The sequence below is a fragment of the Microbacterium meiriae genome (genome assembly GCF_040685015.1).
Lineage (GTDB): Bacteria > Actinomycetota > Actinomycetes > Actinomycetales > Microbacteriaceae > Microbacterium > Microbacterium meiriae.
Window position 1 is genome coordinate 93,920 of sequence record NZ_JBFBHD010000002.1, and the last position, 26,029, is coordinate 119,948.

Consider the following 26,029-nt stretch of genomic DNA (forward strand, 5'->3'; position numbering starts at 1 on the left):
CTTGCCGCTGTCATCCGGCGTCGGCAAGCTGGAGACATCCACACCGAAGGAGGAGAAGCCATGTCCCTGAATGACCATCCGATCGACGATGTGAAGCCCGAAGCCGACCTGCAGGAGCAGGAGCGTCTCGCCGCGGAGACTCCCGAGGACCCGGAAGTGCCGACCCCGTCGGCGCCGGAGCCGCACCCCATCGAGGCGGATCCCGCGGATGCCGCGGAGCAGCGGATCGAGGTGCCCCTGGACGAGGACGGCCTCGACGAACCCGCCGACGACTGACCGCATCCGGCGGTGTGCGCGCCGGTCTGGCGTCGGAGACTGCGGAGACGCGTCATGGTGCACGACGGTAGTCCGACGGGCGCGCGCGTTCGCCGGGGTTGACGCTCGGCGTGACGGCGGCTAGCCGCGGGGTATGCCCTCTCGACGGGACCGCCCCAACTCGGTGCTGCCGAGAGGGCTCACCGTCCTACCCGGACGGTTGGGGAGGCGGCGAAGTCTCGCTGTCTCTACGGCTGATCCCCCAGAGATTCAGCCGGTAGCCCCCGCTACGAGAGCAGGATATCCCTTAATCTCCTTGTCCGCCATTTGGGGGACAAAGATTTCTTCGAAAATTCTGCGCGGCTCCGATCCCTGTCGCCGATGCGAGCCGTTCCGTAGGGTGGGGGCATGGACAGGATGCTCGTCTTCGCCGGTCAGGTCGCGCTCCCGGTCGGGCACCGGGTCGAGGTCTCCGAACTCGTCGACCCGCAGACGGAGGAGCCGGTCGTCCTCTCGCTGCTCGACCTCGATACCGGTATCCGCTACCGTCGCGCCGAGGAGCCGCGGGCCGAGGTGACGCACTGGATCGGTCGCGTCCTCGACTGCACGGTGGCGGTGGGCGTCGCTCCGCGGACGTCGCTGCTCCTCGACCCCATCGGGCCCTCGGCCAGCGGCGCGGGCATCGCTCTGCGGGGCGCGGACGAGGCGGTCAACGCGGCCAAGGCCGAGGCTGATCGCTGGGGCGGATCGGATCGGCCCCCGCCGGAGGAGCCCGAACGCTTCTGGTGACGGCCGGAAGCCGGGGCCCCTCGCGCTCCGGGGTCATCGGAAGTCCCGCGAGCGGTGCATGACCCCCGTGCGGAGGTCTTCGAAGGCGTCGGCGAGCACATTGACGACCCCCTCCGGTGAGCGCTCGAGGATGCCGCGGATGATGAGCGCGGGGGACTCTCGGGCGATGCGACCGAACCGTCCCCAGACCCCCGTCGAGCAGATCACGTTCACCAACCCGCTCTCGTCCTCGAGGTTGACGAACGTGACGCCGGCGGCGGTGGCGGGTCGCTGTCGATGGGTGACGAGACCGGCCACCTCGACGCGTCGTCCGGTCTCGTGGCGCTGCAGGTCCGCGGCGGTCAGGACGCCGCGAGCCCGGAGGTCGTCGCGGAAGTGCGTCATCGGGTGGTCGTCGGTCGAGATGCCCGTGGCCCAGAGATCGGCCGAGAGGCGCTCGTAGCTGGTCTGGTCGGCGAACAGCGGCGGCTGCACCGCCACCGTGGTCCCCGGGAGGAACCGGGCGCGGTCTTCCGCGGCGGCCCCGGCGAGCCAGATGGCCTCCCGGCGCTCCAGCCCGAGGCATGCGAAGGCTCCGGCGGTGGCGAGGGCCTCCACCTGCGCGGCCGTGGCATCGGTGCGACGCACGAGGTCGTGCAGATCGCGGTAGGGACCGTGAGCCTTCCGTTCGGCGACGATGCGCTCCGCCATCGGCACCCCGATCCCGCGGATGCCGCTGAGGCCCAGACGCACCGCGAACCGTCCGTCCCTGCGGTGCGTCGCGGACTCGTCCGGTGCGTTCCTGTCGAACCGGTGCACGGGCGGCTGCGGGTCGGCCAGGCAGTCGTCCCTCCCGGTCGTGCCCGCCGCGTCCGGGGTGAGGGGTTCGAGGGTCTCGGTGGCGCCGGAGAGATGCAGATCCGGGCGGCGGACCTCCACGCCGTGCCGACGGGCATCCGCCGTGAGGGTCGCAGGGGAGTAGAAGCCCATCGGCTGCGAGCGCAGCAGACCCGCGAGGAAGGCTGCCGGGTAGTGCAGCTTCAACCACGAGCTCGCGTAGACGAGCAGCGCGAAGGACAGCGAATGGGACTCGGCGAACCCGAAGTTCGAGAACGCCTGGATCTGCGCATAGATCCGGTCGGCGGCCTCGTCGACGAGCCCGCGGCGGGCCATCCCCGCATACAGCTTGTCCCTGACCTTCTCGATCTTCTCCAGACCTCGCTTCGACCCCATCGCGCGGCGCAGCAGGTCGGCCTCATCGGCGGTGCAGTCGCCGACGGCCGTGGCCATCTGGATGAGCTGCTCCTGGAAGATGGGGATGCCCAGAGTCCGCGCGAGGATGTCCTCGAGGTCGCTGTGCGGGTACGGGATGGGGAAGTCCTCCGGGGGCTCGCCCCTGGCCTCCCGCTCCCGGTTCGCCTCGTCCACCCTGTCCTTCGCCATCTTGCGCCGGACGAACGGGTGCACGGCGCCGCCCTGGATGGGCCCGGGGCGGATGAGGGCGATCTGGATGGCGAGGTCGTAGAAGCGTCGCGGCTGCAGCCGGGGGAGCAGCCCGATCTGCGCGCGGGACTCCACCTGGAAGACGCCGATCGAATCGGCCCGGCAGAGCATGTCGTAGACGCCGGCCTCCTCCTTCGGCAGGCTCTCCAGCGTCCACTCCTCGCCCGTCGCCTCCCGGACCAGGTCGAAGCAGTGCTGCAGCGCCGCGAGCATGCCCAGGCCGAGGAGATCGAACTTCACCAGCCCCATGAAGGCGGCGTCGTCCTTGTCCCACTGGATGACAGTGCGGTCCTCCATGCGGGCGTGCTCGACCGGCACCACCTCGCCGACCGGCCGGGCGGTGAGCACCATGCCGCCCGAGTGGATCCCCAGGTGCCGCGGAGCCTTCAGCAGCTCGGCCGCGTAGTCGAGCACGGTGTCGGGGATGTCGTGCCCCTCGACGGGTTCGAGTCCCGACCCCCAGCCGTCCACCTGCCGCGACCAGGAGTCCTGCTGCCCCGGCGAGTGCCCCAGGGCTCTGGCCATGTCGCGGACCGCGTTCTTCGGCCGGTACTGGATGACGTTCGCCACCTGAGCCGCCCGCTCCCTGCCATACTCCCGATAGACCCACTGGATGATCTCCTCCCGCCGCCGCGAGTCGAAGTCCACGTCGATGTCCGGCTCCTCCGTGCGGGTGGTGGCGAGGAAGCGCTCGAAGGGGAGGCGGTAGAGGATCGGGTCGACCGCGGTGATGCCCAGCAGATAGCAGACCGCGCTCGCCGCAGCGGAACCCCGGCCCTGGCAGAGGATGCCGCGTCGCCGTGCTTCCGCCACGATGCCGTGCACGATGAGGAAGTACCCGGGGAAGTCCTTCTCCTCGATCACGTCGAGTTCACGGGCGATGCGCCGACGGCCGTCTTCGTCCAGCCGCGGATACTTCGACGGGACCGCCTCCCAGACCAGGTGCCGCAGCCAGCTCATCGGGGTGTGCCCCGACGGCACGTCCTGGCGGGGGAGGGCGGGACGCGCCATCCGGAGCGGGAAGGCCGAGGCCGCGGCCAGCTCCAGACCGTGGGAGATCGCGCCGGGGTACCGTCGGAAGCGGGCGGTCATCTCCGCCCCGCTGCGCAGATGCGCACCCCCGTGGGCCGGCAGCCAGCCGTCGAGCTCGTCCATGCTCCGGACCGCGCGGACCGCGGCCACCGCTTCGGCGAGAGGGGCCTGGTCCGGGCGGGCGTAGTGCACGTTGTTGGTCGCCACGACGGGCAGCCGCATCCGACGGGCGAGGTCGGCGAGGGTGTCGTTGCGCCGGGTGTCCAGCGGATCGCCGTGGTCGAAGAGCTCGACGGCGATGTTGTCGCGCCCGAAGAGGTCGACGAGGTGACGCAGCGGCGCAGCGGCGTCTCCGGCCTCCAGCCCCTGCCGTACCGCCCCCTTGCGGCAGCCGGTGAGGATCGTCCAGTGCCCGTCGGCGGTCGCTGCCAGCTCGTCGAGGTCGTAGACCGGGCGCCCCTTCTCCCCGCCGCGCAGCTGGGCCGCGGTGATCGCCCCCGACAGACGGTGGTATCCCTCGAGGCCCCGGGCGAGCACGAGCAGATGCGTGCCCGGCGGATCGGCGGCCCCCTGCGGAGCGGAGGGGAGGTCGAGGGAGAGTTCGGCGCCGTAGACGGTCTGCAGGCGCAGCTCCATGAGCTCCGCCAGCTCGGCGAAGCGGGCGGCACCGTAGAACCCGTCGTGGTCGGTGAGGGCGAGCGCGCTCAGGCCGAGACGTTCGGCCTCCGCGAGCAGGTCGTCGGGGGAGGACGCCCCGTCGAGGAACGAGTAGGACGAGTGCGCGTGCAGCTCGGCATAGGGCACCGCCTCCTCTGGCCGCTCCGGGAGGGCCGGGGGGACGAGCTTCCGCGGGCGACTCACCGGCCCGGGATCCGGTCGGAGTCCCGGGGGTGCGGAGGCCGCTTCGGGGATGGGCTCCCCGCTGAGAGTGCGTTCGAGCTGATCCCAGGTCAACGGCGGATTGTGCCAGCCCATCAGCGGTACCTCCCCTCGGCCCACCAGCGCTCGCCGGCCAGGAAGACCAGCCAGGCGCGGTCGCGGTCGTCGACGATCTGGAGCCGGTGTCCTCGTTTGCCGCCGCCCGTGCTCCAGCGCCGTTCGTGCACGGGCCACGGGCCGGCCCAGGCCTGCACGGTCGCCCCGTCGATGCGGGCGGGATCGTGCGTGAGGGCGCCGCGGTCATCGACGTCGATCGTGCTCCCGTCCGCCGCGACGACGCCGATGGGACGCGGGGGCCGGAACACCTCGGAGGGGAGGGGATCCGGGAGGCTCCCCGGCCAGGGGGACCGCGGATCACGCGGAGGCACCGGACGCTCGCCCCATGGCGTGAGCACCTGGCGGTCGGCGAGCCAGCGCCCTCCGGAGAGGGCGGCGGTGACCACGCCCTGATGCCCCAGCATGGTCTGCACCCGCGAGACCGCGTGGTGCAGCCGCTCATCGGTGCCCGAGCCGAAGAGCCCCGGCTGGTGGTGGGCGGCGTCGTCCACGGCGACGGGGAGGAGGCGGGCGGCCATGATGCCCCCGAACGCCCTCGCCTCATCGACGGGTTCGCGGGCGGTCAGGGCGGCCAGCGCCTCCAGCTGCCAGCGCACGCGGTCCACGAGGTCGGCGGCGTCGAAGCTCGTCGGATGCAGCCAGGTGCGGGAGTGGACGACGCCGTCGTCGTCGGTCAGGTCGATCCGCACCTCGGTGCACACGAGGGACGCATCCGCCAGGGCGAGCATCACGGCATCGGCGGTCTGCCGCACGGCGAAGGCCACCTGGTCGGTGCCGCCGAGAGGGGACTCGAACTCGATGGTCCTGGCCAGTTCGGGATCCGGCGGCCGAGGGGCCAGCGGGCGGGAATCGGCGCCGGCGGCGAGGGCCTGCAGGCGGGCGCCGTGCTCGCCGAAGCGGTCGCGGACGTCGAGAGGGGCGAGCGCGGTGAACTCGCCGAGGGTCCGCACGCCGAGGCGGAGGAGGAGATCGCTGATCTGCTCGTCGCGGAGTACCTGCACGGGATAGGGGGCCAGGAACTCGCGGGATCCTCCGGGCGGGACGACGGTGCAGGCGGCGGCGCCGCGGGCCGCGATCTCGGCGGTGAAGGGGCCGTCGGCGACGCCGACACGCACCTCGGGGAAGCCGGCCGCAGCGAGGACCGCGGACAGCGCCGCCGCAGCTTCGGCCTCTCCGCCGTGATAACGGGCGATGCCGCGGGCGCGCAGGATCGCGAGGCCGGGGCGCAGGAGCGTGACGCCGGGGGCGTGCTTCTCGATGAGCTGCAGCACCGGGACGAAGGCGCGCTCGTCCTTCTCTGCGTCGTGGGGGAGGACCTGCAGCGAGGAGAGCAGGCCCTGGGCGACGCGGCGGCGCTGCCCGATGCGGACGCCGTGCGCCCGCGCCGAGGCGGTGCAGGCGACGACCGTGTTCGCCTGCACCAGGGCCGTCGGCGGATGCGGCCCTCCGCCCAGCACCGCCCGCAGTGGCCAGTCGGGGAACCAGAGCACGAGGACGCGGAGAGGAGCGTTCATCCCGCCTCCGCCCAGAAGAGGAGGTCGGAGGACGCGGACGCAGCGCTGTCCGTCGGGGAGGGGGCGAGCGGCGGCAGGGCGGTCAGCTCCGCGGCCGCGGTCTCCACGGCTCCGTGTCCGCCGGGAAGTCGCACGCGCACGCTCGAGGCGCGGGGGCTGTGCCTGGTCCGCGCGGTGACCGTCACCGTGCAGTCCGAGAGCAGCCCCCACCCCTCGCCGAGCCCGTGCCAATCAGGATCGTGCAGTCGGATGGTCCCCTCGCTCTGCGCCCAGCGGCCGGCGCCCGGTTCCTCCGCCACGAGCAGTGTGGCCCCGCGGTCGCGCAGGCGGGCACTCAACCGGGAGACATCGGCGTCCCGTGCCCTCGTCGTCGGCTGCACGACGATCAGGGGCACCACCTCGGCCAATGCGGACGCCGCCGCGAGCCAGCGGTCTCCCGGGTCGGGGACGAGGATCAGCCGGCTCAGATCGATGCCGTAGGCGGCGGCGGCCTCGACCCCGAGGGTGGGCATGCCGATCACCGCGCACCAGTGGCCCCGACCGGAGGAGGCGCTGAGCAGCGCGAGCACGAGGGTGGGCGAGGGGGAGACGGTGTACGAGGTGCCCGTCTGCAGCCCTTCCTCCGGCAGCAGCGCCGCGAAGGCGGGATCGAGGGGGAGGAGCGTGTGCTCGCTGCGCCGTCGCTGCATCCGGCTGATCTCGCGGCGCAGTCGCAGCACCTCTCCGGCGCGGGTGTCGCTGGTCGGAGAGAGCGCGGTCATCGCATCGAGCCCGATCCCCATGTATCCATCCTCGAAGATATGTACGAATAAAGCAAGTGATGAGACTGACGCTAGTTCGTACATCCGACATCGCCGCTGGTTGTCCACAGGGCGCTCCGCGCCGTCCCGGATCTCCCTACCCTGCCGGGATGGACATCCGTCTCGCCCTCCTCGGTCTCGTGCACGGCGCCCTCCTCGGGATCGGGATCCTGCTCACCGTGATCGACGTCCGCACGCACCGACTGCCGAACCGCATCGTGCTGCCCACCCTGGCCCTGCTGGTCGTGGCGGTCTCCGTCGACGCCGTCATCACCGCAGACGCGGCGCCGCTCGGCCGGGGCCTGCTCGGCTCCGTCGTGCTCGGTGGCTTCTACGCCGTGCTGCGGATGATCAGCCACGCGGGCATGGGAGGAGGGGACGTGAAGCTCGCCCTCGTGATCGGACTCCTCCTGGCGTGGCACGGCTGGGGCGCGTTCCTCCTGGGCGCGTCGTCCGCCTTCGTGCTCGGGGCGGTCTTCGCGCTCGTGCTCCTCGCCGCGGGAGGGGTCGACCGGAGGACGCGCATCGCCTTCGGGCCGTGGATGATCGCGGGGGCCGTCCTCGGTGTCCTCGGGGGCTGACCGTGCAGGTCGCACCGAATGGGGGAGGGCGGCGCTACCCTGGGCACATGGCACTCGCACGACTTCACGGCGGCCCGCTGGACGGGCAGATCATCCCCCTCGACGACGCGGACGACAAGCTGATCGTCCCCTACAGCGAGACGCAGGTGGTCTACAACCGCCGCGGCGAGCCGCAGAACACGGGCGAGGGCGACGGCCCCACCGAGGTCGACTACTGGTTCGAGGAAGCCCTCGAGGACCTCACGCTCGAGGATGACTGAGCCCTCTCGCACCGTCGAGGTCGAGCGCAAGTACGACGTCGACGAGGGGACTCCGCTGCCGGACTGGGCGGCGATCCCCGGCGTCGATGCCGTCTCGCCTGCCGAGTACCGTGCCCTCGACGCCCGCTATCTGGACACCGCGGACGGCGCGCTGGCCCGTGCCGGTGTCGCCCTGCGTCGTCGCTCCGGCGGACCGGACGAGGGGTGGCACATCAAGGGTCCGCGGCAGGGTGACGGCCGGGTCGAGCAGGGCTGGCCCCTCGGCGACGAGGAGATCCCGACGGCGGTGCGTGAGGCGATCGCCGCCTGGACGACCGCGCCGTTGGAACCTCTCGCCCGCATCGAGAACGACCGGACGGCGTACCTCCTCACCGGACAGGACGGCGTCGTGGCGGAGTTCGTCGACGACCACGTCCAGGCGACCGACCTGCGCACCGGGGCGCGACGTGCGTGGCGGGAGTGGGAGGTCGAACTCGGGCCCGCAGGCCCCTCCGACGACGCCGGCCGCTCGGCGTTCTTCGCGGCGATCGAAAGCGCCGTGCGCGCGGTCGGCGGCCGAGAGGCGAGCTCCGACTCGAAGCTCGCCCGCGCCCTCGGCTTCTAGGCCGCGGACTCTCCGGATGCAACCCCTTTCCGCGTCCGGCTCCGGGGTGGTTGAGTGACGACATGAGTCGACCGCCCGTGCTCCGATCGCTGCAGACGATCGTCCCCGAGACCGTCCTCGTGCAGGAGCAGGTACGCGACGTCTTCGCCGCCCAGCCCGATCTGGGACGGCTGGCGCAGCGCATCGTGGCGACGTCGTTCAACGTCTCCGGCATCGACACGCGGCATACCGTCATCGCGGAGCTGGCCGATGACGCCGACCAGGATGAGCCCTTGTTCTACGATCGCGCCTCCGGACAGCTGCTGGCGCCGGGAACGAAGGCGCGCAACGACGTCTACACGCGTGAGGCCTCCCGTCTCTTCGTCGATGTCGCGCGCCGCGCCCTCGAGGCGGACCCCGACCTGGACCCGGCGGACGTGACGCACGTCATCACGGTCTCCTGCACCGGCTTCCATGCCCCGGGCCCCGAGTACGAGATCGTGCGCGGGCTCGGCCTGTCCGATGCCGTCCAGCGCTATCACCTCGGCTTCATGGGGTGTTACGCCTCGATGCCGGCCCTGCGCGCGGCCGCACAGTTCTGCGCGGCCGATGAGAACGCGGTCGTCCTCGTCGTCAGCGTCGAGCTGTGCACGCTGCATCTGCGCTCTTCCGAGGATCCGGACACCATCGTGGCCTCCTCCCTGTTCGCGGACGGGGCTGCCGCCGGGATCGTGACGGCACGGGACCTGCCCACTGCCGTCCCCGCGCTCCGGCTGGACGGCTTCCACACGGCGATCGTGCCGGAGGGCGTGGACGACATGGCCTGGACGATCGGCGACTCGGGCTTCGAGATGATCCTCTCGACCGCCGTCCCACAGATCATCGGGGAGTCGATCATCGGGGCGCTCACGCCGCTCTACGGTCGTGAGGACGACCTGGCGGAGGCCTTCGCCGCCGGGCGGGTGGGCGAGCGGGTGCGCCACTGGGCGATCCACCCCGGCGGGCGCAGCATCCTCGACCGGGTGCAGGAGCGGATGGCCCTGAGCGACGTGCAGTTGCGACCCGCGCGCGAGACGCTCCGGGAGTACGGGAACATGTCGAGTGCGACCGTGCTGTTCGTGCTGAAGCGCATCCTCGAGCAGGAGGGCGCGGATCCCGGTGACCGCGTGGCGGCGATGGCCTTCGGCCCGGGGCTCACCGCCGAGAGCGCGCTGCTGACCGTGGTCGCGCCCGCACCGTGAGCCTGGACCTGTCGGCGCGTGCCGTCGACCTCGTCGAGCTCATGGACGACCCCGACGCGGATGAGGAGGCGCTCGGTCGCACGTATCGGCGCTTCAGCGCCGTCAACGCGGTCGTCTCGCGCCCCGGACGGCTGTATCGGCGGGACATCCGTCCCCGGGCGGCGGCCGGGCGTGTGCTGCGCATCCTCGACATCGGCGCCGGTGGTGGCGACCTGTGCCGCGATCTGGTCCGGAGACTGCGTCGCGACGGCCTCCGGGCCGATGTCACCGCCCTGGACGCCGACGAGCGTGCGATCCGCTGGGCCTCGGCGCACGACGACGGTGCAGGGATCCGCTATCGCCACGCGTTCTCCGGGGACCTCGTGGCGGCGGGCGACACCTATGACGTCGTGCTCTCCAACCACGTCCTCCATCACCTCGACGCCGCAGCGCTGCACGCGGTGCTCGACGACTCCCGCGCCCTGGTCGGTGATCGCGGACTCGTCTCCCACCACGACATCGCCCGCAGCCGCCTCGCCTACGGGGCGTTCGCCGTGGGCACCCGGCCGTTCGCGGGAAACCTTCTCGCGGGCTCCTTCATCCGAGTCGACGGCCTCCTGAGCATCCGCCGCTCCTATACCCCGCGGGAGCTCGCGGCCGTCGCGCCGCCGGGCTGGGAGGTCCGGTCGCACCTGCCCGCTCGGCTCGAACTGCGCTGGGAGGATGGCGATGGTCGACCATGATGTCCTCGTGGTCGGCGGCGGTCCTTTCGGGCTGCTCCTCGCCTGCCTCGTGGGGCAGGACGGTCGCCGGGTGCGGGTGTGCGAGCGTCGCCCCGAGCCGGGCACGCAGACGCGGGCGATCGGGATCCACCGTCCGGGGCTCGATGCCCTCGACGCCGCGGGAGTGGGTACCGGCGTGCGCTCCGAGGCGCTCCGCCTCTCCGGCGGCGAGGTCCGCAGCCGCGGCCGGCGACTCGCCGCCCTGACCTTCACCACCGAGCGTCCGATCCTGACGCTCGCGCAGCCCCGCACCGAGGAGCTGCTGCGAGACCGTCTCCGGACGCTGCAACCGGATGCGCTGCAGTCCGGCTCCGTCGTCCGCTCGGTCCGCGACGAGGGGGCGTTCGTGCGGGTCGGGATCGACGGCGAGCACGGACGTCGGGAGGAGACGGCGTCGATCGTCGTCGTCGCGGACGGCGTCCGGAGTCCCCTGCGGGAGGCGTTCGGTGCGGGGTGGCTGGCGCGCACCGGAACCGCAGGCTACGCGATGCTCGACGTCGACGATCCGCCGGCCGACGATCGCGCCGTGCTGTACTTCGAGCCGGACGGCCTCGTCGAGTCCTTCCCGTTGCCGGGCGGCCGGCGCCGCTGGGTGGTGCGCGAAGACCGTGGTCGGACGGTGTCCACAGCCGCCGAGCTGGCGGACATCGTCGGTCACCGGACCGGGGAGAGGCTCGAGGTCGACCCCACCGCGCCTGTCTCCTCGTTCCGCGCGGCCCAGCACGCGGCTCGACGGCTGCACCGCGGACGGATCGTGCTGCTCGGCGACGCCGCGCACGAGGTGAGCCCGATCGGCGGCCAGGGCATGAACCTCGGCTGGGCGGATGCGCTCCGGCTGGTCGCGGCGCTGCGCCGGACCGACCGCGGCGCCGCCCCCGTCCTCGACGGCTTCGCCCGGGAGGTCCAGCGGGCGGCGCGGAAGGCGCATCATCGCTCCGCGTTCTTCATGGCGATGGGGGCTCCGGCGGTCGCCCCGGTCGTCGCCGTGCGGGAGGGGCTGGTGCGTACGCTCGGTTCCTCCGCGCTGCGCCCGTGGACGACCGGTCTCATCACGATGCGCGGCCTCTGACGCGAGAAAGGCCCGGTCCGCCTGCGCGGACCGGGCCTTTCTCGAGGCGGGGGATCAGAAGTTGATCATGTGGCCGGCCAGGCCGTGGAAGCCCTCCTGCAGCGCCTCAGACAGGGTCGGGTGGGTGTGCACGTTGCGAGCCAGCTCGAGGGCCGTGAGGTCCCACTTCTGCGCGAGGGTGAGCTCGGGCAGCAGCTCCGACACGTCGGGTCCGATCATGTGCGCGCCGATGAGCTCCAGGTGCTCGGCGTCGGCGATGAGCTTGACGAAGCCGACCGGCTCGCCGAGGCCGTGCGCCTTGCCGTTGGCCATGAAGGGGAAGGTCGCGACCTTGATCTCGCGTCCTTCGTCCTTCGCCTGCTGCTCGGTGAGCCCGAAGGACGCCACCTGCGGCGAGCAGAAGGTCGCCCGCGGCATCATGCGGTAGTCGCCCAGCGTCATGGTCTCGGCGCCGCCGATGGTCTCGGCCGCGACGACACCCTGTGCCTCCGCGACGTGCGCGAGCTGCAGCTTGGCGGTCACGTCGCCGATGGCGTAGATGCCCTCGACGTTGGTGCGCATGTGGTCGTCGATGTCGATCGCGCCGCGCTCGGTGAGCTTCACGCCCGTCTTGTCGAGCCCGAAGCCCTCGACGTTCGGCGCGAACCCGACCGACATGAGCACCTTGTCGGCCTCGATCGACGCCTGCTGGCCGTCCTTGCCCGTGTAGGAGACGGTCACGGAGGAGCCGTTGTCGACGACCGACTCGACCTTGGTGGAGGTGAGGATGTCGACGCCGTAGTTCTTGTACTGCTTCGTGATCTCCTTCGACACGTCGGCGTCCTCGTTGGGGAGGGCGCGGTCGAGGAACTCGATGATCGTGACCTTGACGCCGTAGTTCGTCATCACGTAGGCGAACTCCATGCCGATAGCGCCGGCGCCGACGATGACGATGGACTTCGGCAGCTCACGGGAGAGGATCTGCTCCTCGTAGGTCACGACGTTGTCGCTGAGCTGCACGCCGGGGAGCAGACGGACCTTCGAGCCCGTGGCGATGATCGCGTTGTCGAAGGTGATCTCCTCGGTGGAGCCGTCCGCCTTCGCCACCGAGATGGCCTTCGGGCCCGTGAAGGTGCCGCGGCCGTCGTACTCGGTCACCTTGTTCTTCTTCATGAGGAAGTGGATGCCCTTGACCCGGCCATCGGCGACGACGCGGCTGCGGTCGAACGCCTTGCCGTAGTCGATCGTGAACTCTCCGGAGATCCCGAAGAAGTCGGCCTTGTGGTTCAGCGTGTGCGCGATCTCCGCGTTCTTCAGGAGCGCCTTGGAAGGGATGCAGCCGACGTTGAGGCAGACACCACCCCAGTACTTCTCCTCGATGATGGCGGTGGACAGACCGAGCTGCGCGCTGCGAACCGCAGCGACGTATCCGCCAGGACCTGCACCAAGGATGACGACGTCGTAGTGTGGCATGCCTTAAGCCTATCGCTCCGAGGGGGTAGCGGAATCGGTCGGAGCCGGTCCCCGGCGGCGGCGCAGGACGAGCCAGACGACAAGGGCCAGCGCGGCGAGCACGAGGATCGAGAGCACCCAGATCCACACCGAAGGGGCTCCCGCGTCGTCTCCCGCGTCCGGTGCCGTCGTCGCGGTCGCCTCGGGGGCGGCGGTCTGCTCCGTCGTCGGCGCCGCCGTCGGGGGAGCGGTGGTGGGCTCGTCCGACGGCGCGGCCTCGTCGCCGACCGTGGCGGTGAAGGAGAACTCGCCGGAGGTCGGGTGGCCGTCGCTCGAGACGACCTTCCAGACGACGTGGTACTCACCGGCGGGCCCGGAGCCGAGCAGGGGCTGCGTCACGATGGCGCCCTCGACCGTGGGAGTGCCGTCGATGACGGACTGACCGGCCGGATCCGTGACGGTCAGCTCCGTCGCTCCTTCGCCGTCGATGAGCTTCGCGCTGAAGGTGAGGGTGAGCTCGGAGGGCAGCGTCTCCACGGAGCTGTCCGCCGCAGGCGACGACGACACGAGCGCGTCATGGGCGGACGCGGAGAGCGGGGAGAGGAGGACGAGGAATGCGGCGAGGAGGGTGGCTGCGAGGGCGATCGGGGCCGCCGGGCGGCGCAGAGCTGTGGTCTTCACGAGTCCAGCCTATGAATCCCCGGTATGGGACCGCTGAGTGTGAAAGCGGCCTCCCGCGCACCCCTCCGGATCGGATAGTCTGGACAGCCAGGAGGGCACAGTGACAGACAGCGACAGCCGACCGGCCGGTGAAGCCGCCATCCATCGCTCCGGCGAGCCGAGACACGACGTGACGCAGACGTTCGGACACGATTCCGATCTGTCGTTCGTGCCGTTCGGCGTGGAGTTGACCGATGTCGAGCAGTCGGCCATCGCGGCGCTGCCCTCGGGCTCGGCTCTGCTGCTCGTCCGTTCCGGTGCGCTCGCCGGTGCGCGGTACCTCCTCGACACCGACGTGACCACGGTCGGTCGTCATCCGGAGGCCGACATCTTCTTCGACGACGTCACGGTGTCCCGCCGTCACGCGGAGATCACCCGCAACGGGACGACGTTCGAGATCATCGATCAGCGCTCCCTCAACGGCACCTACGTGAACGGCGAGCGCGTGGACCGCAGCCCCCTGGCGGACGGCTCCGAGCTGCGCGTCGGCAAGTTCCGTCTGAACTTCTTCGCGTCCCCGCTCGACCGCGCGGCGAACGCCTGATGGCGGCAACTCCCGCCCGCGAACGCTCGGCGTCCGCGGGCCTGCTGAGTATCGGTCAGGTGCTCGCACGTCTCACCCCGGAGTTCCCCGACCTGACCTCCAGCAAGCTGCGGTTCCTCGAGGTGCAGGGCATCGTCCGTCCCTCCCGCACCGAGTCCGGCTACCGGAAGTTCTCCTCCTCGGACATCGAGCGCCTCCGCCTGGGGCTGACCCTGCAGCGGGATCACTACCTTCCGCTCAGCGTGATCCGCGAGCAGCTCGACGAGGCGGAGGCCTCGGGCGAGACGGCCGCGCTCGCCCCGCCGCCCTCGATCGCCCCCGCGCCGCGGCGTTACCGCCGCGACGAGCTCCTGGCCGCCGCCGGCGCCGGACCGCAGCTCCTCAACGACGCGATCAGCACCGGGGTCATCACCGCGCAGGAGACGTACTCCGAATCCACGGTCGCGCTGCTCCGCGGGCTCGTGGCGCTCGATCGGCACGGCATCGAGCCGCGTCATCTCCGCTCCCTGCGGCAGGGCGCGGAGCGGGAGGTCTCGCTCATCGAGTCGGCGCTCTCCACGCTGCTGCGTCGCACCGACGCCACCTCGCGGGCGCGCGCCAACGAACTCGCACCGGAGCTGGCCACGCGCATCGACGACGTCAGGACGTTGTTCGTGAAGGATGCGCTCACGCGGATCCTTTCGTAACGAACTGATTGCGACACACCTTCGGCGTCGCACGGATGTCGTTGCCGGTGCCGGGACCCTGCTCTACCGTGGAGATAACCGTTCCAGGGAGGATTTCAGATGAATGCGGATGAGCTCGCAGGCGACCCGCGGTTCGTGACCGAACTCCTCTTCACCGACGGTCTGCCCGCGATGGACGACGAGGTCGGCTATCGCGGCGCCGTGGCAGCCCGTGCGGCCGGCATCACCTACCGCCAGCTGGACTACTGGGCCCGCACCGAGCTCGTCGAGCCCACGGTGCGCGGCGCGAACGGCTCCGGCTCGCAGCGTCTCTACGGCTTCCGCGACATCCTCGTCCTGAAGCTCGTCAAGAGCCTGCTCGACACGGGCATCTCCCTGCAGCAGATCCGCACCGCGGTGGACGAGCTCCGTCGCGCCGGCATCCGCGATCTCGCGGGGACGACCCTCATGAGCGATGGCGCGTCCGTCTACCTCTGCACCTCGAACGACGAGGTGATCGACCTGGTCAGCCGCGGTCAGGGCGTCTTCGGGATCGCGGTCGGCAAGGTGCTGCGCGAGGTGGAGTCGACGCTCGTCGCCTTCGATGCCTCCGCGCCGGACCCCGTCGACGAGCTCTCCGCCCGTCGCGCCAAGCGCTCCGCCTGACGCTCCACCCCCGCTTCACGAAGAACGGCCACCCTCGAAGAGGATGGCCGTTTCGTCGTTCCGCGGTGTCAGCTCTGCGGTCCGTTCTCCGGAACGGGGACGCGACCCGTGCGGATGATGCGGTCGAGGAGCTGGTCGAAGTCCGCGGCGAGCTCCTGAGCGGAGTCGCCGGGCCAGATGTGCAGCGGTTTCGCGGCGCCCTGCGCCTGCTGCAGCGAGGTGCGCTCCGGAAGCTGCGGCGAGAGCACGAGGGGGCCGAACATGTCTCGCAGCTCCTTGATGCGGAACTGGTGCTCGATCGACTGCGGGCGCACGCGGTTGACCACGATGCCCAGCGGCTGGAGGCGCGGTGAGAGACCGCGGCGGATCTCCTCGATCGCGCGCAGGGCACGGTCCGCGGCGGCCACGGAGAAGAGGCCGGGCTCGGTGACGACCATGACGCGGTCGCTCGCGGCCCACGCGGTGCGGGTGAGGGCGTTCAGCGACGGCGCGCAGTCGATGAGCACGAGGTCGTAGTCCGCCTCGACCGCTGCGAGCGCCTCCTCGAGCTTCCACACATCGCGGACGCTCGGGTGCGGGCCGTCGAAGTTGATGGCGGACGGGCTTCCGATCAGCACGTCGATCGTGCCGGGGTGGACCTTCGCCCAGCCGCTGGAGGTGATCGCCTGGCGGACGGTCTTCTCCTTCGGGTTCGCCAGCACATCGGCGATGTTGAGTCGTCCGGCGACCTGGATGTCCATCCCGGTGGAGACGTCGGACTGCGGGTCGAGGTCGACGACGAGCGTCCGGACACCCCGGGCGAAAGCCGCGGAGGCCAGCCCGAGTGTCACGGTCGTCTTGCCGACGCCCCCCTTGAGAGAGCTGACGCTGAGTACGTGCACGGACTCCACGTTACCTTCCCCTAGGCTGGGGGAACACTCAGCCCCGCCCCATGTGCGTGCCTCGGCCGTGCATCGAGCTCTCAGAGGTGTGCATGTTCCAGAAGATCCTTGTGGCGAATCGTGGCGAGATCGCGATCCGGGCATTCCGAGCGGCCGTGGAGGTGGGGGCGCGCACCGTCGCCGTCTTCCCGCACGAGGACCGCGGCTCGGTCCACCGGCTCAAGGCCGACGAGGCGTACGAGATCGGCGAGCGGGGCCATCCCGTCCGCGCCTACCTGGACGTCGACGAGATCATCCGCGTGGCCACCGAGTCGGGTGCCGACGCGATCTACCCCGGCTACGGCTTCCTCTCGGAGAACCCGGAGCTCGCGGAGAAGGCCGCCGCCCACGGCATCGTCTTCATCGGTCCTCCCGCGAAGGTGCTGGAGATGGCCGGCAACAAGGTCGAGGCCAAGCGGCACGCGGTCGAGGCGGGCGTCCCCGTGCTCCGCTCGACCGAGGCCTCCGACGACGTCGACGCGCTCGTCGCCCAGGCGGAGGAGATCGGCTTCCCCCTCTTCGCCAAGGCCGTCGCCGGTGGTGGCGGCCGCGGCATGCGACGCGTCGAGACGCTCGGCGACCTCGGACCGGCCCTCGCCGAGGCGATGCGGGAGGCCGGCAGCGCCTTCGGCGACCCCCGGATGTTCCTGGAGCAGGCCGTCGTGCGCCCGCGGCACATCGAGGTGCAGATCCTCGCGGACAAGACCGGTGAGACGGTGCACCTGTTCGAGCGGGATTGCTCCGTGCAGCGGCGGCATCAGAAGGTCGTCGAGATCGCTCCCGCCCCCAACCTCGATGACGACGTGCGCCGGGCCCTGCACGGCTATGCCGTCGCCTTCGCCCGCTCCATCGGCTACGAGAACGCCGGCACCGTCGAGTTCTTGCTGGAGACGGCGGGGGAGCGCGCGGGAGAGGTCGTCTTCATCGAGATGAACCCCCGCATCCAGGTCGAGCACACGGTGACCGAGGAGGTCACCGACGTCGATCTCGTGCAGAGCCAGATGCGCATCGCCGCGGGGCAGACCCTCGCCGATCTCGGGTTGCAGCAGGAGAACCTGCACCTGCGGGGTGCCGCGCTGCAGTGCCGCATCACCACGGAGGACCCGACGCAGGGCTTCCGTCCCGACACCGGGAAGATCACCACCTACCGCTCGCCCGGCGGTGCCGGGATCCGGCTCGACGGCGGCACCGTGCACCAGGGTGCCCAGATCAGCCCGCACTTCGACTCGATGCTCGCGAAGCTGACCTGCCGCGGCCGCGACTTCCCGGCCGCCGTGGCCCGCGCGCGCCGTGCCCTCGCCGAGTTCCGCATCCGCGGCGTCTCCACGAACATCCCCTTCCTCCAGGCGCTGCTCGATGACGAGGCCTTCATCCGCGGCGACGTCAGCACGTCCTTCATCGACGAGCGCCCGGAGCTGCTCCGCGGTCGCGCCTCGAAGGACCGCGGCACGAAGATCCTCAACTGGCTCGTGGACGTGACGGTGAACAAGCCGCACGGTGCGCACCCCGGCGTCATCGACCCCGCGACCAAGCTCCCGCCGATCGACCTCAGCACGGAGCCGGCTCCCGGCTCCCGGCAGCGGCTGCTCGAGGTGGGCCCCGAGGAGTTCGTCCGCGGCCTGCGCGCGCAGACCGCCCTCGCGATCACCGACACGACCTTCCGCGACGCGCACCAGTCGCTGCTCGCGACCAGGGTCCGCACGAAGGACCTCGTCGCCGCCGCCCCGTACCTCGCCCGTCTCACCCCGGAGCTGCTGTCGGTCGAGGCCTGGGGTGGCGCCACGTACGATGTCGCGCTGCGCTTCCTCGGCGAGGACCCGTGGGAGCGGCTCGACAAGCTGCGTGCCGCCCTCCCGAACGTCGCCATCCAGATGCTCCTGCGCGGCCGGAACACGGTCGGCTACACGCCGTACCCGACCGCGGTGACCGAGGCCTTCGTGGCGGAGGCAGCGGCAAGCGGCGTCGACATCTTCCGGATCTTCGACGCGCTGAACGACGTGGAGCAGATGCGGCCGGCGATCGAGGCGGTCCGCGCCACGGGGACCGCCGTCGCCGAGGTGGCGCTCTGCTACACCGGAGACCTGCTGGACCCGGCAGAGGAGCTCTACACCCTCGACTACTACCTGAAGCTGGCGGATCAGATCGTCGCGGCCGGCGCGCACATCCTCGCGATCAAGGACATGGCGGGCCTGCTCCGCCCCGCCGCGGCCGCGAAGCTCGTCTCGGCGCTCCGTGAGCGCTTCGACCTGCCCGTGCACCTGCACACCCATGACACCCCCGGCGGGCAGCTCGCGACCCTGCTCGCAGCCAGCGCCGCCGGCGTGGATGCGGTGGACGCCGCCTCGGCGCCGCTGTCGGGCACGACCAGTCAGCCGTCGCTGTCGTCACTCGTCGCCGCCCTCGCCCACACGGAGCGGGACAGCGGGATCTCGCTCGCGGCCGTCTCGGATCTGGAGCCCTACTGGGAGGCGGTGCGTCGCCAGTACGCGCCGTTCGAGTCCGGGCTCCCGGGGCCCACCGGCCGCGTGTACCACCACGAGATCCCGGGCGGGCAGCTGTCGAACCTCCGACAGCAGGCCAAGGCCCTCGGGCTCGCCGACGACTTCGAGCTCATCGAGGACATGTACGCCGCGGCCGACCGCATCCTCGGACGCGTGCCGAAGGTCACCCCGTCGTCGAAGGTAGTGGGCGATCTCGCCCTGCATCTCGCCGCCGTGAAGGCCGACCCTGCGGACTTCGAGGCGAACCCGGAGAAGTACGACGTGCCCGACTCCGTGGTCGGCTTCATGGCGGGTGAGCTCGGCGACCTCCCCGGAGGCTGGCCCGAGCCGTTCCGGTCCAAGGTGCTCGCCGGTCGTTCCGTGCGGACCGGGCTCACGGCTCTCACCGACCAGGACGAGGCCGAGCTGGCGGGAACGAGCGCGCAACGACGCTCCCGCCTGAACACTCTGCTCTTCCCGGCTCCGGCGGCCGAGTTCGCCGAACGACGGGAGCAGTACGGCGACCTGTCCGTGCTGGACACCGGCGACTACCTGTACGGGCTGGTCCCCGGCCAGGAGCACCTCATCGAGATCGATCGCGGCGTCCAGCTCTACGTCGGGCTCGAGGCGATCGGCGAGGCCGACGACAAGGGCATGCGGACGGTGATGACCACGCTGAACGGTCAGCTCCGCCCGGTGTTCGTGCGGGACCGCTCCATCTCGGTCGATGCGCACGAGGTCGAGAAAGCCGACACGTCCGTCCCCGGCCAGGTGGCGGCGCCGTTCTCCGGCGTGGTCACCCTCAAGGCCGAGGTGGGAGCGACGGTGCGCGCGGGCGAGCCGGTCGCGTCGATCGAGGCGATGAAGATGGAGGCCGCCATCACCGCCCCCGTGGACGGGGTCGTGGAGCGGCACGCCATCTCCGAGACGCAGCAGGTGGACGCGGGCGATCTTTTGGTCGTGATCCGACCGGCGCACTAATCTTGTGCGGGCGAGGCCGCGCACCCTGGGCGCATCCCGAGGCCCGCACAGGTTGGGAGTGACACGTGACCGCGAAGAACAACGCCGACCCCGAGGACAGTCCGCTGGGGGTGCTCGACGACGCCGCATCCGTCGACACCGCCGGCATCGGCATCCTCGGCGGAACCGCGCAGGTGCGGGTGACCCTGCCGGCGGAGGAGGATGACGACCTCGCCGACGACGGTGTCGTGGATGGGGAGGTCGGCATCGACCTCATCGTCGACGACCTCACCCTCCCCGCGGTGCCGAAGCCCGTCCTCGATGCTCCGCGACTCGACGACGTGATCGACGCCGTCGTGGTGGAGGCGCCCGCGGCGGAGGAGCCCGTGGTGGAGGAGCCCGTGGTGGCGGATTCCGTGCCGGAGGAGCCCGTGCCGGCTGCCGAGCCCGTGGCTGACCTGGTCGCGGAGGAGGAGGCGGCCGCCCGCTTCCTCGCGAAGGCTGGAGCCGACCGTGCGGAGGTCCCGGCCGCGAAACCGGCGCGTGCCCCTCAGGCGCCCGTGCAGAAGGAGACCACGATGCCCGAAGCCGACGACAAGCCCGTCGCATCCGCGCACGCACGTCCGGCGCCCCGGACCGACGTGACCCTCACCGCGAAGCGTCTGGGGGAGCTGGGCGAGTCCGCCCGCGAGTCCGCAGATCTCCTCACCTCCGATCGCCTCCTCGACCCGCACCGCGTGGCCAAGCCGGAACCCGAGGGCGGGTGGAGTCACCTGCTCTACACGCTGTCCGGACGCCGGTTGAACATCGGCGACGGCCGTCGCGCGCGCGAGCGCAAGGAGCTCACGGCGCGGATCGCCGCCCCGCTCGCCGGCGGTGCCCGGTTCGTGCCGGTGCTCTCGCGGAAGGGCGGCGTGGGCAAGACCACGGTCACCGCGCTCCTCGGCATGGCCCTCGCTGACGCGAGGGAGGACCGCGTCATCGCCGTGGACGCGAACCCCGACCGCGGAACGCTCGCCGACCGGGTGCAGCGCGCGCAGCATGGCAAGTCCGTGCGCGACCTCGTCCGCATCCGGGACGACGTGCGCGGGTTCCACGACATCTCCGCGATCGTGGCACGGGATGCGACGCGCCTCGACGTGCTCGCCTCGGACGCCGACCCGCGTGTCGCCGAGGCCTTCAGCGACGACGACTATCGCGACGTGGCCGATGTGGCCGCGCACTACTACTCCCTCGTCCTCACCGACACCGGCACGGGGATCGTCCACTCGGTGATGTCGGCGACCCTCGACCTCGCCGACCAGATCGTCATCGTCTCCGGACTCAGCGTCGACGAGGCGCGGCTGGCGTCCGAGACCCTCACGTGGCTGGAGTCCAACGGGTACGCGCAGCAGGCGCGCGACGCCATCGTGGTGCTCAACCAGTCCACGCCCGGGACGCCGCTCGTGCGGCTGGGTGAGCTCCAGGCGCACTTCGCGTCGCGGGCCCGCAGCGTCGTGCGCGTGCCGTACGACCCGCAGATCGCCGCGGGCGGGACGATCGTCTTCGCGAACCTCCTCCCCGAGACGCGGAAGGCGGCGAGGGAACTCGCGGCGCTCCTCGTCGAGGGCCTCCGGGCGAAGGCCGCCTGATGACGGTTCGCGAGATCCGCATCTTCGGCGACCCGGTCCTGCGGACGGTGTGCGCACCCATCGAGGAGATCGACGACGGCGTGCGTGCGCTCGTCACGGATCTCCTGGAGACCGTCGAGCTCCCGGGCCGCGCCGGCGTGGCCGCGCCGCAGATCGGCGTCGTGCTCCGCGCCTTCAGCTACAACGTCGACGGCGAGATCGGCTACGTGCTGAACCCCGTGCTGACCGAGGTCCGCGGCGAGCCCGAGCCGACGGGAGAGGGCTGCCTGTCGGTGCCGGGACTCTGGCACGACGCCCAGCGCCATCCCTGGGCCCGGGTCGAGGGGATCGACCTCGACGGACAGCCGGTGGTGCTCGAGGGGGACGGGCTGCTCGCGCAGGCGCTCCAGCACGAGACCGACCACCTCGACGGCAAGCTCTTCCTCTCCCGACTCGACCCCGAGACCCGGAAGGTCGCGATGCGCGAGGTTCGCGAGAGCTCCTGGTTCTAGCCGCCGACCCACCCCTTCACGTACGAGCCGGCCCCTTGCGCACGAGCGCAAGGGGCCGGTTCGGTCAGAAGGGGGTGGGTCGACGCGCGGGTCAGCCGCCGATGGCGACGTTGGTCGTGGCGACCGGCTCGTCGTAGATCGCGGAGATCTCGTCGGCGAAGTCGTTCATGATGATGTTCCGCTTGATCGACAGCTTCGGGGTGAGGTGGCCGGAGGCCTCCGTCCACTCCGAGTCCAGGATCGTGAACTTGCGGATGGACTCGGCGCGCGACACCCGCTCGTTCGCCGCGTCCACCGCACGCTGCACCTCGGCACGGACCTGCGCGTTCGTCGAAGCCTCCGCGAGGGTCATCTTCTCGTCGAGGCCGTTGTTCGCGAGCCAGGTCGGCAGCATCTCGGGGTCGAGGGTGACGAGGGCCGAGATGAACGGGCGCTGGTCGCCGACGACGACGACCTGCCCGACGATGGGGTTCGCGCGGATCGGGTCCTCGAGTGCGGCCGGAGCGACGTTCTTGCCACCCGCCGTGACGATGATCTCCTTCTTGCGCCCCGTGATCGTGAGGAAGCCGTCGGCGTCGAAGCTGCCGATGTCGCCGGTGTGGAACCAGCCGCCGTCGCTGAACGCCTCGGCGGTGGCCTCCGGGTTGTTCCAGTACTCCTTGAAGACGTTGATGCCGCGCACCTCGATCTCGCCGTCGTCGGCCAGACGCACCCCGACCCCGGGAAGGGCGGGGCCGACCGTGCCGATCTTCGACTTCGAGGCGAGGTTCACCGTCGCGGGCGCCGTGGTCTCGGTCAGGCCGTAGCCCTCGAGGATCACCACGCCGAGGCTGTGGAAGAAGTGACCGAGGCGCGCGCCGAGGGGAGCGGAGCCCGACACCGCGTAGACGACGTTGCCGCCCATGGCCTCGCGGAGCTTGGAGTAGACGAGCTTGTTGAAGAGCGCGAACTTGAGCTTCGTCCCGAACGGGATCTTCTTGCCCTCCTCGAGCAGCCGGGAGTGCTCGATCGCCACGTCGGCGGCGGCGCGGAAGATCTTGCCCTTGCCGCCCGCCTCGGCCTTCTGCTCGGCGGAGTTGTAGACCTTCTCGAACACGCGGGGGACCGCGAGGAGGAAGGTGGGCTTGAAGGAGCCGAGGGCAGGGAGCAGCTGACGCGTGTCGGGCTGGTGGCCGGTGCGCACCCCGGCGTGCACGTTGAGGATGGAGATGAAGCGGGCGAACACGTGCGCGGTCGTGATGAACAGCAGCGTGGACGAGCCGGGCGTCTGCACGACCTCGTCGAGCGCCTTGGCGGAGTTGCGGGACAGCTCGACGAAGTTGCTGTGGGTGAGCACGCAGCCCTTCGGTCGTCCGGTGGAGCCCGAGGTGTAGATGAGGGTCGCGATGTCGGAGCCGACGGCGAGGCCGCGGCGACGCTGGATCTCCTCATCCGAGACGGATGCCCCCTGCGCGGTGAGCGTGTCGATCGCGCCCAGGTGCAGCTGCCAGACCTCTCGGAGGAGCGGAAGGTCGCCGCGCACCTCGTCGACGCGGGCGAAGTGCTCCGGTGACTCGACGAGGAGGGCGATCGCGCCCGAGTCCTCGAGGATCCACTGGATCTGCGACGGCGAGCTCGTCTCGTAGATCGGCACCATCACGGCACCGGCATAGAAGAGCGCGAAGTCGACGAGGCTCCACTCGTACGTGGTGCGGGCGAGGAAGCCCACCTTCTCGCCGGGCTGGATGCCGGCGGCGGCGAACCCCTTCGCCAGCGCGATGACCGCGGTCTCGAAGTCGGCGGCGGTGATGTCGCGCCATCCGTCGCCCTGCGGGACGGAGAACAGCGCCCGGTCGGGAGTCGCCTCCACACGCTTCGCAAGCAGGTCGGCGACGTTCGCGTCGGGATCGGCGGGGACGATCGCGGGGACTTCAAACTGGACCACGGCAGCTCCTTCGGTACCGGTCGGGCACGGGCGTTGGTCCGAGTCTAGGGCATGGCACCCGGTCGCGGTCAGGGTGGAACTCAGTCGCTTTGCGGGTCGCCCGACGAGGAACATGAGGGCGATCCGCGTCGCGGCGCTAGACTTCACCTCGATGTTCTACTGGCTGATGAAGTACGTCGTGATCGGCCCTGTGGTCAAGGCCGTGTTCCGTCCCTGGATCGTGGGGCGGAAGAACGTGCCCGCGACCGGGGCGGCGATCCTCGCCAGCAACCACCTCTCCTTCGCGGACTCGATCTTCCTTCCGCTCGTGATCGATCGGTCGATGTCGTTCCTCGCGAAGAGCGACTACTTCACCGGACGAGGCCTCAAGGGCTGGTCCACCCGCTTCTTCATGAAGGCGACGGGTCAGATCCCCATCGACCGCTCCGGGGGCAAGGCGTCCGAGGCCTCCCTCAACACCGGCCTCCAGGTGCTCGGGGGCGGCGACCTGCTGGGCATCTACCCCGAGGGCACGCGCAGCCCCGACGGCAAGCTCTACCGCGGCCGCACCGGCATCGCCCGGATGGCGCTCGAAGCCAAGGTCCCGGTCATCCCGGTCATCATGGTCGACACCGACACCGCCATGCCCATCGGCCGCCGTATCCCGCGGGTCATGCGGGTCGGGATCGTCATCGGCGAGCCGCTGGACTTCTCCCGCTATGCGGGCATGGAGAACGACCGCTACATCCTCCGGTCCGTCACGGACGAGATCATGGTGGCCCTCCAGCGCCTCGGTCAGCAGGAGTACGAGGACGTCTACGCGTCCACGGTCAAGGACCGTCTTCCGACGCGCGTCACATAGGCCCCCGGCGCGTCTCGGCGGTGGTGCCGCCCACTAGGCTGGACGCATGCTTCCGCACCACATCGACGCCCTTGATGCCTGGCGCTCGCTTCCCATCAAGCAGCAGCCGCAGTGGCCAGACGCCGACCGCGTCGCCGACGTCTCCCGGCAGATCTCGAGCCTTCCGCCGCTGGTCTTCGCCGGTGAGGTCGACAACCTCCGCGACCGTCTCGCCAGGGCGGCCTCCGGGGAGGCCTTCCTGCTGCAGGGTGGCGACTGCGCCGAGACCTTCGCCGGGGCCACGGCCGAGCAGATCCGCAACCGCATCAAGACGGTGCTGCAGATGGCCGTCGTGCTCACCTACGGCGCGTCCATGCCGGTCGTCAAGATGGGGCGCATGGCCGGGCAGTTCGCCAAGCCGCGCTCCAGCGACACCGAGACGCGCGGCGAGGTCACCCTGCCGGCGTACCGCGGCGACATCGTGAACGGCTACGACTTCACCGAGGGCTCCCGTCAGGCCGACCCCGGTCGACTGCTGCAGGGCTACCACACCGCCGCTTCCACGCTGAACCTCATCCGGGCGTTCACGCAGGGTGGCTTCGCGGACCTCCGCGAGGTGCACTCCTGGAACAAGGGCTTCGCGCAGAACCCGGCGAACCAGCGGTACGAGCGCATGGCCGCCGAGATCGATCGTGCGATCAAGTTCATGGAGGCCGCCGGCGCCGACTTCGACGAGCTCAAGCGCGTCGAGTTCTTCACCGGTCACGAGGGTCTGCTCATGGACTACGAGCGCCCGATGACGCGGATCGACTCGCGGACGGACACCCCGTACAACACCTCTGCCCACTTCCTGTGGATCGGGGAGCGCACCCGCGAGCTCGACGGCGCGCACGTCGACTACTTCTCGAAGATCCGGAACCCGATCGGCGTGAAGCTGGGCCCCACCACCACGCCGGAGACGGCACTGGCACTCATCGACAAGCTCGACCCGGAGCGCGAGCCCGGCCGGCTGACCTTCATCACGCGTATGGGCGCCGGCCGCATCCGCGATGCGCTGCCCCCGCTGCTGGAGGCGGTCCGCGAGTCGGGTGCCCAGCCGCTCTGGGTCACCGACCCCATGCACGGCAACGGCATCACGACGCCGACCGGGTACAAGACGCGTCGCTTCGACGACGTCGTCGACGAGGTCCGCGGCTTCTTCGAGGCGCACCGGGCGGTCGGCACGTTCCCCGGCGGCATCCACGTCGAGCTGACCGGCGACGACGTCACCGAGTGCCTGGGCGGATCGGAGCAGATCGACGAGGCGGCCCTGGGGACCCGCTACGAGAGCCTGTGCGACCCGCGCCTGAACCACATGCAGTCCCTGGAGCTGGCGTTCCTGGTGGCCGAGGAGCTCGAGAAGCGCTGAGCCACG

Annotated in this window: 23 protein-coding genes; 16 read left to right on the plus strand and 7 right to left on the minus strand. The window is 70.9% G+C overall.

Annotated features, from left to right (window positions below):
- Positions 1-60: 60 nt before the first annotated feature.
- Complete coding sequence (locus AB0N68_RS08930; protein WP_268777344.1) at positions 61-276, plus strand: Rv3202a family protein; 216 nt, start codon at positions 61-63, stop codon at positions 274-276.
- Between the two features lie 387 nt (positions 277-663).
- Positions 664-1,044 (plus strand): hypothetical protein, encoded by a 381-nt coding sequence (locus AB0N68_RS08935; protein WP_292796504.1) that lies wholly within the window; start codon positions 664-666, stop codon positions 1,042-1,044.
- A gap of 33 nt (positions 1,045-1,077) precedes the next feature.
- Here the strand turns inward: AB0N68_RS08935 and AB0N68_RS08940 are convergent, their stop codons facing one another.
- The 3 genes from AB0N68_RS08940 to imuA' are packed head-to-tail and all read right to left on the minus strand — an operon-like array spanning position 1,078 to position 6,850.
- Positions 1,078-4,533, minus strand: a complete 3,456-nt coding sequence (locus tag AB0N68_RS08940) for an error-prone DNA polymerase (protein ID WP_292796501.1) — start codon at positions 4,531-4,533, stop codon at positions 1,078-1,080.
- The gene (locus tag AB0N68_RS08945; RefSeq protein WP_292796498.1) at positions 4,533-6,068 is read right to left on the minus strand and encodes a Y-family DNA polymerase; all 1,536 of its coding nucleotides are present in this window, start codon (positions 6,066-6,068) and stop codon (positions 4,533-4,535) included. The genes AB0N68_RS08940 and AB0N68_RS08945 overlap by 1 nt, the downstream gene beginning before the upstream one ends.
- Positions 6,065-6,850 carry a DnaE2-dependent mutagenesis accessory factor ImuA' gene (imuA', locus tag AB0N68_RS08950; protein WP_292796496.1) on the minus strand — a complete coding sequence of 262 codons (786 nt, stop codon included), beginning with the start codon at positions 6,848-6,850 and terminating at the stop codon, positions 6,065-6,067. Before imuA' ends, AB0N68_RS08945 begins: the two co-directional genes overlap by 4 nt.
- A gap of 128 nt (positions 6,851-6,978) precedes the next feature.
- Here imuA' and AB0N68_RS08955 point away from each other — a divergent pair, with 128 nt between their 5' ends.
- From AB0N68_RS08955 to AB0N68_RS08980, 6 genes are all read left to right on the plus strand, one after another.
- The gene (locus AB0N68_RS08955; protein WP_292796493.1) at positions 6,979-7,449 is read left to right on the plus strand and encodes a prepilin peptidase; all 471 of its coding nucleotides are present in this window, start codon (positions 6,979-6,981) and stop codon (positions 7,447-7,449) included.
- Positions 7,450-7,496: 47 nt separating this feature from the next.
- Positions 7,497-7,709, plus strand: a complete 213-nt coding sequence (locus AB0N68_RS08960) for a response regulator (RefSeq protein WP_292796490.1) — start codon at positions 7,497-7,499, stop codon at positions 7,707-7,709.
- The gene (locus tag AB0N68_RS08965) at positions 7,702-8,313 is read left to right on the plus strand and encodes a CYTH domain-containing protein (protein WP_292796487.1); all 612 of its coding nucleotides are present in this window, start codon (positions 7,702-7,704) and stop codon (positions 8,311-8,313) included. The genes AB0N68_RS08960 and AB0N68_RS08965 overlap by 8 nt, the downstream gene beginning before the upstream one ends.
- 62 nt (positions 8,314-8,375) lie before the next feature.
- Positions 8,376-9,533, plus strand: a complete 1,158-nt coding sequence (locus AB0N68_RS08970) for a type III polyketide synthase (protein WP_292796484.1) — start codon at positions 8,376-8,378, stop codon at positions 9,531-9,533.
- Complete coding sequence (locus tag AB0N68_RS08975) at positions 9,530-10,255, plus strand: methyltransferase domain-containing protein (protein ID WP_292796481.1); 726 nt, start codon at positions 9,530-9,532, stop codon at positions 10,253-10,255. Before AB0N68_RS08970 ends, AB0N68_RS08975 begins: the two co-directional genes overlap by 4 nt.
- Complete coding sequence (locus AB0N68_RS08980) at positions 10,236-11,363, plus strand: FAD-dependent oxidoreductase (RefSeq protein ID WP_363332560.1); 1,128 nt, start codon at positions 10,236-10,238, stop codon at positions 11,361-11,363. Before AB0N68_RS08975 ends, AB0N68_RS08980 begins: the two co-directional genes overlap by 20 nt.
- Positions 11,364-11,417: 54 nt before the next feature.
- Here the strand turns inward: AB0N68_RS08980 and lpdA are convergent, their stop codons facing one another.
- Positions 11,418-12,815: a dihydrolipoyl dehydrogenase gene (gene lpdA, locus AB0N68_RS08985; RefSeq protein ID WP_259962874.1), complete on the minus strand. Its 1,398-nt coding sequence runs from the start codon at positions 12,813-12,815 to the stop codon at positions 11,418-11,420.
- A 9-nt stretch (positions 12,816-12,824) separates the two neighbouring features.
- Positions 12,825-13,475 carry a copper resistance CopC family protein gene (locus AB0N68_RS08990; protein WP_292796475.1) on the minus strand — a complete coding sequence of 217 codons (651 nt, stop codon included), beginning with the start codon at positions 13,473-13,475 and terminating at the stop codon, positions 12,825-12,827.
- Between the two features lie 100 nt (positions 13,476-13,575).
- Here AB0N68_RS08990 and AB0N68_RS08995 point away from each other — a divergent pair, with 100 nt between their 5' ends.
- The 3 genes from AB0N68_RS08995 to AB0N68_RS09005 all read left to right on the plus strand — a co-directional run bounded on the left by AB0N68_RS08995 (position 13,576) and on the right by AB0N68_RS09005 (position 15,389).
- Positions 13,576-14,058 (plus strand): FHA domain-containing protein, encoded by a 483-nt coding sequence (locus tag AB0N68_RS08995; protein WP_187661811.1) that lies wholly within the window; start codon positions 13,576-13,578, stop codon positions 14,056-14,058.
- The gene (gene ftsR, locus AB0N68_RS09000) at positions 14,058-14,744 is read left to right on the plus strand and encodes a transcriptional regulator FtsR (protein WP_280564186.1); all 687 of its coding nucleotides are present in this window, start codon (positions 14,058-14,060) and stop codon (positions 14,742-14,744) included. The genes AB0N68_RS08995 and ftsR overlap by 1 nt, the downstream gene beginning before the upstream one ends.
- A gap of 99 nt (positions 14,745-14,843) precedes the next feature.
- Entirely contained in the window at positions 14,844-15,389 is a 546-nt protein-coding gene (locus AB0N68_RS09005; protein WP_060921155.1) for a MerR family transcriptional regulator, read from the plus strand.
- A gap of 68 nt (positions 15,390-15,457) precedes the next feature.
- Here the strand turns inward: AB0N68_RS09005 and AB0N68_RS09010 are convergent, their stop codons facing one another.
- Positions 15,458-16,270 carry a ParA family protein gene (locus AB0N68_RS09010; RefSeq protein ID WP_025105105.1) on the minus strand — a complete coding sequence of 271 codons (813 nt, stop codon included), beginning with the start codon at positions 16,268-16,270 and terminating at the stop codon, positions 15,458-15,460.
- A 92-nt stretch (positions 16,271-16,362) separates the two neighbouring features.
- Between AB0N68_RS09010 and AB0N68_RS09015 the strand changes: the two genes are divergently transcribed.
- The 3 genes from AB0N68_RS09015 to def all read left to right on the plus strand — a co-directional run bounded on the left by AB0N68_RS09015 (position 16,363) and on the right by def (position 21,871).
- The gene (locus AB0N68_RS09015) at positions 16,363-19,770 is read left to right on the plus strand and encodes a pyruvate carboxylase (protein WP_292796470.1); all 3,408 of its coding nucleotides are present in this window, start codon (positions 16,363-16,365) and stop codon (positions 19,768-19,770) included.
- Between the two features lie 65 nt (positions 19,771-19,835).
- Positions 19,836-21,380 carry a MinD/ParA family ATP-binding protein gene (locus AB0N68_RS09020; RefSeq protein WP_292796467.1) on the plus strand — a complete coding sequence of 515 codons (1,545 nt, stop codon included), beginning with the start codon at positions 19,836-19,838 and terminating at the stop codon, positions 21,378-21,380.
- Positions 21,380-21,871, plus strand: coding sequence for a peptide deformylase (gene def / locus AB0N68_RS09025; protein WP_292796464.1), 492 nt, complete (start codon positions 21,380-21,382; stop codon positions 21,869-21,871). The genes AB0N68_RS09020 and def overlap by 1 nt, the downstream gene beginning before the upstream one ends.
- Before the next feature lie 91 nt (positions 21,872-21,962).
- On the opposite strand, the gene AB0N68_RS09030 is transcribed toward def, so the two are convergent.
- Positions 21,963-23,795, minus strand: a complete 1,833-nt coding sequence (locus AB0N68_RS09030) for an AMP-dependent synthetase/ligase (RefSeq protein ID WP_187661805.1) — start codon at positions 23,793-23,795, stop codon at positions 21,963-21,965.
- A gap of 151 nt (positions 23,796-23,946) precedes the next feature.
- On the opposite strand from AB0N68_RS09030, the gene AB0N68_RS09035 reads away from it, so the two are divergent.
- Positions 23,947-24,636 (plus strand): lysophospholipid acyltransferase family protein, encoded by a 690-nt coding sequence (locus AB0N68_RS09035; protein WP_187664181.1) that lies wholly within the window; start codon positions 23,947-23,949, stop codon positions 24,634-24,636.
- Between the two features lie 46 nt (positions 24,637-24,682).
- Positions 24,683-26,023 (plus strand): class II 3-deoxy-7-phosphoheptulonate synthase, encoded by a 1,341-nt coding sequence (locus AB0N68_RS09040; protein WP_187661804.1) that lies wholly within the window; start codon positions 24,683-24,685, stop codon positions 26,021-26,023.
- Positions 26,024-26,029 lie beyond the last annotated feature (6 nt).

Excerpts from the sequence above, each read along its gene's own strand:
- AB0N68_RS08930 (WP_268777344.1), top strand. The coding sequence starts at position 61 with ATGTCCCTGAATGACCATCCGATCGACGATGTGAAGCCCGAAGCCGAC.
- AB0N68_RS08935 (WP_292796504.1), top strand. The coding sequence starts at position 664 with ATGGACAGGATGCTCGTCTTCGCCGGTCAGGTCGCGCTCCCGGTCGGG.
- AB0N68_RS08940 (WP_292796501.1), bottom strand. The coding sequence starts at position 4,533 with ATGGGCTGGCACAATCCGCCGTTGACCTGGGATCAGCTCGAACGCACT.
- AB0N68_RS08945 (WP_292796498.1), bottom strand. The coding sequence starts at position 6,068 with ATGAACGCTCCTCTCCGCGTCCTCGTGCTCTGGTTCCCCGACTGGCCA.
- imuA' (WP_292796496.1), bottom strand. The coding sequence starts at position 6,850 with ATGGGGATCGGGCTCGATGCGATGACCGCGCTCTCTCCGACCAGCGAC.
- AB0N68_RS08955 (WP_292796493.1), top strand. The coding sequence starts at position 6,979 with ATGGACATCCGTCTCGCCCTCCTCGGTCTCGTGCACGGCGCCCTCCTC.
- AB0N68_RS08960 (WP_292796490.1), top strand. The coding sequence starts at position 7,497 with ATGGCACTCGCACGACTTCACGGCGGCCCGCTGGACGGGCAGATCATC.
- AB0N68_RS08965 (WP_292796487.1), top strand. The coding sequence starts at position 7,702 with ATGACTGAGCCCTCTCGCACCGTCGAGGTCGAGCGCAAGTACGACGTC.
- AB0N68_RS08970 (WP_292796484.1), top strand. The coding sequence starts at position 8,376 with ATGAGTCGACCGCCCGTGCTCCGATCGCTGCAGACGATCGTCCCCGAG.
- AB0N68_RS08980 (WP_363332560.1), top strand. The coding sequence starts at position 10,236 with ATGGCGATGGTCGACCATGATGTCCTCGTGGTCGGCGGCGGTCCTTTC.
- lpdA (WP_259962874.1), bottom strand. The coding sequence starts at position 12,815 with ATGCCACACTACGACGTCGTCATCCTTGGTGCAGGTCCTGGCGGATAC.
- ftsR (WP_280564186.1), top strand. The coding sequence starts at position 14,058 with ATGGCGGCAACTCCCGCCCGCGAACGCTCGGCGTCCGCGGGCCTGCTG.
- AB0N68_RS09005 (WP_060921155.1), top strand. The coding sequence starts at position 14,844 with ATGAATGCGGATGAGCTCGCAGGCGACCCGCGGTTCGTGACCGAACTC.
- AB0N68_RS09015 (WP_292796470.1), top strand. The coding sequence starts at position 16,363 with ATGTTCCAGAAGATCCTTGTGGCGAATCGTGGCGAGATCGCGATCCGG.
- def (WP_292796464.1), top strand. The coding sequence starts at position 21,380 with ATGACGGTTCGCGAGATCCGCATCTTCGGCGACCCGGTCCTGCGGACG.
- AB0N68_RS09035 (WP_187664181.1), top strand. The coding sequence starts at position 23,947 with ATGTTCTACTGGCTGATGAAGTACGTCGTGATCGGCCCTGTGGTCAAG.
- AB0N68_RS09040 (WP_187661804.1), top strand. The coding sequence starts at position 24,683 with ATGCTTCCGCACCACATCGACGCCCTTGATGCCTGGCGCTCGCTTCCC.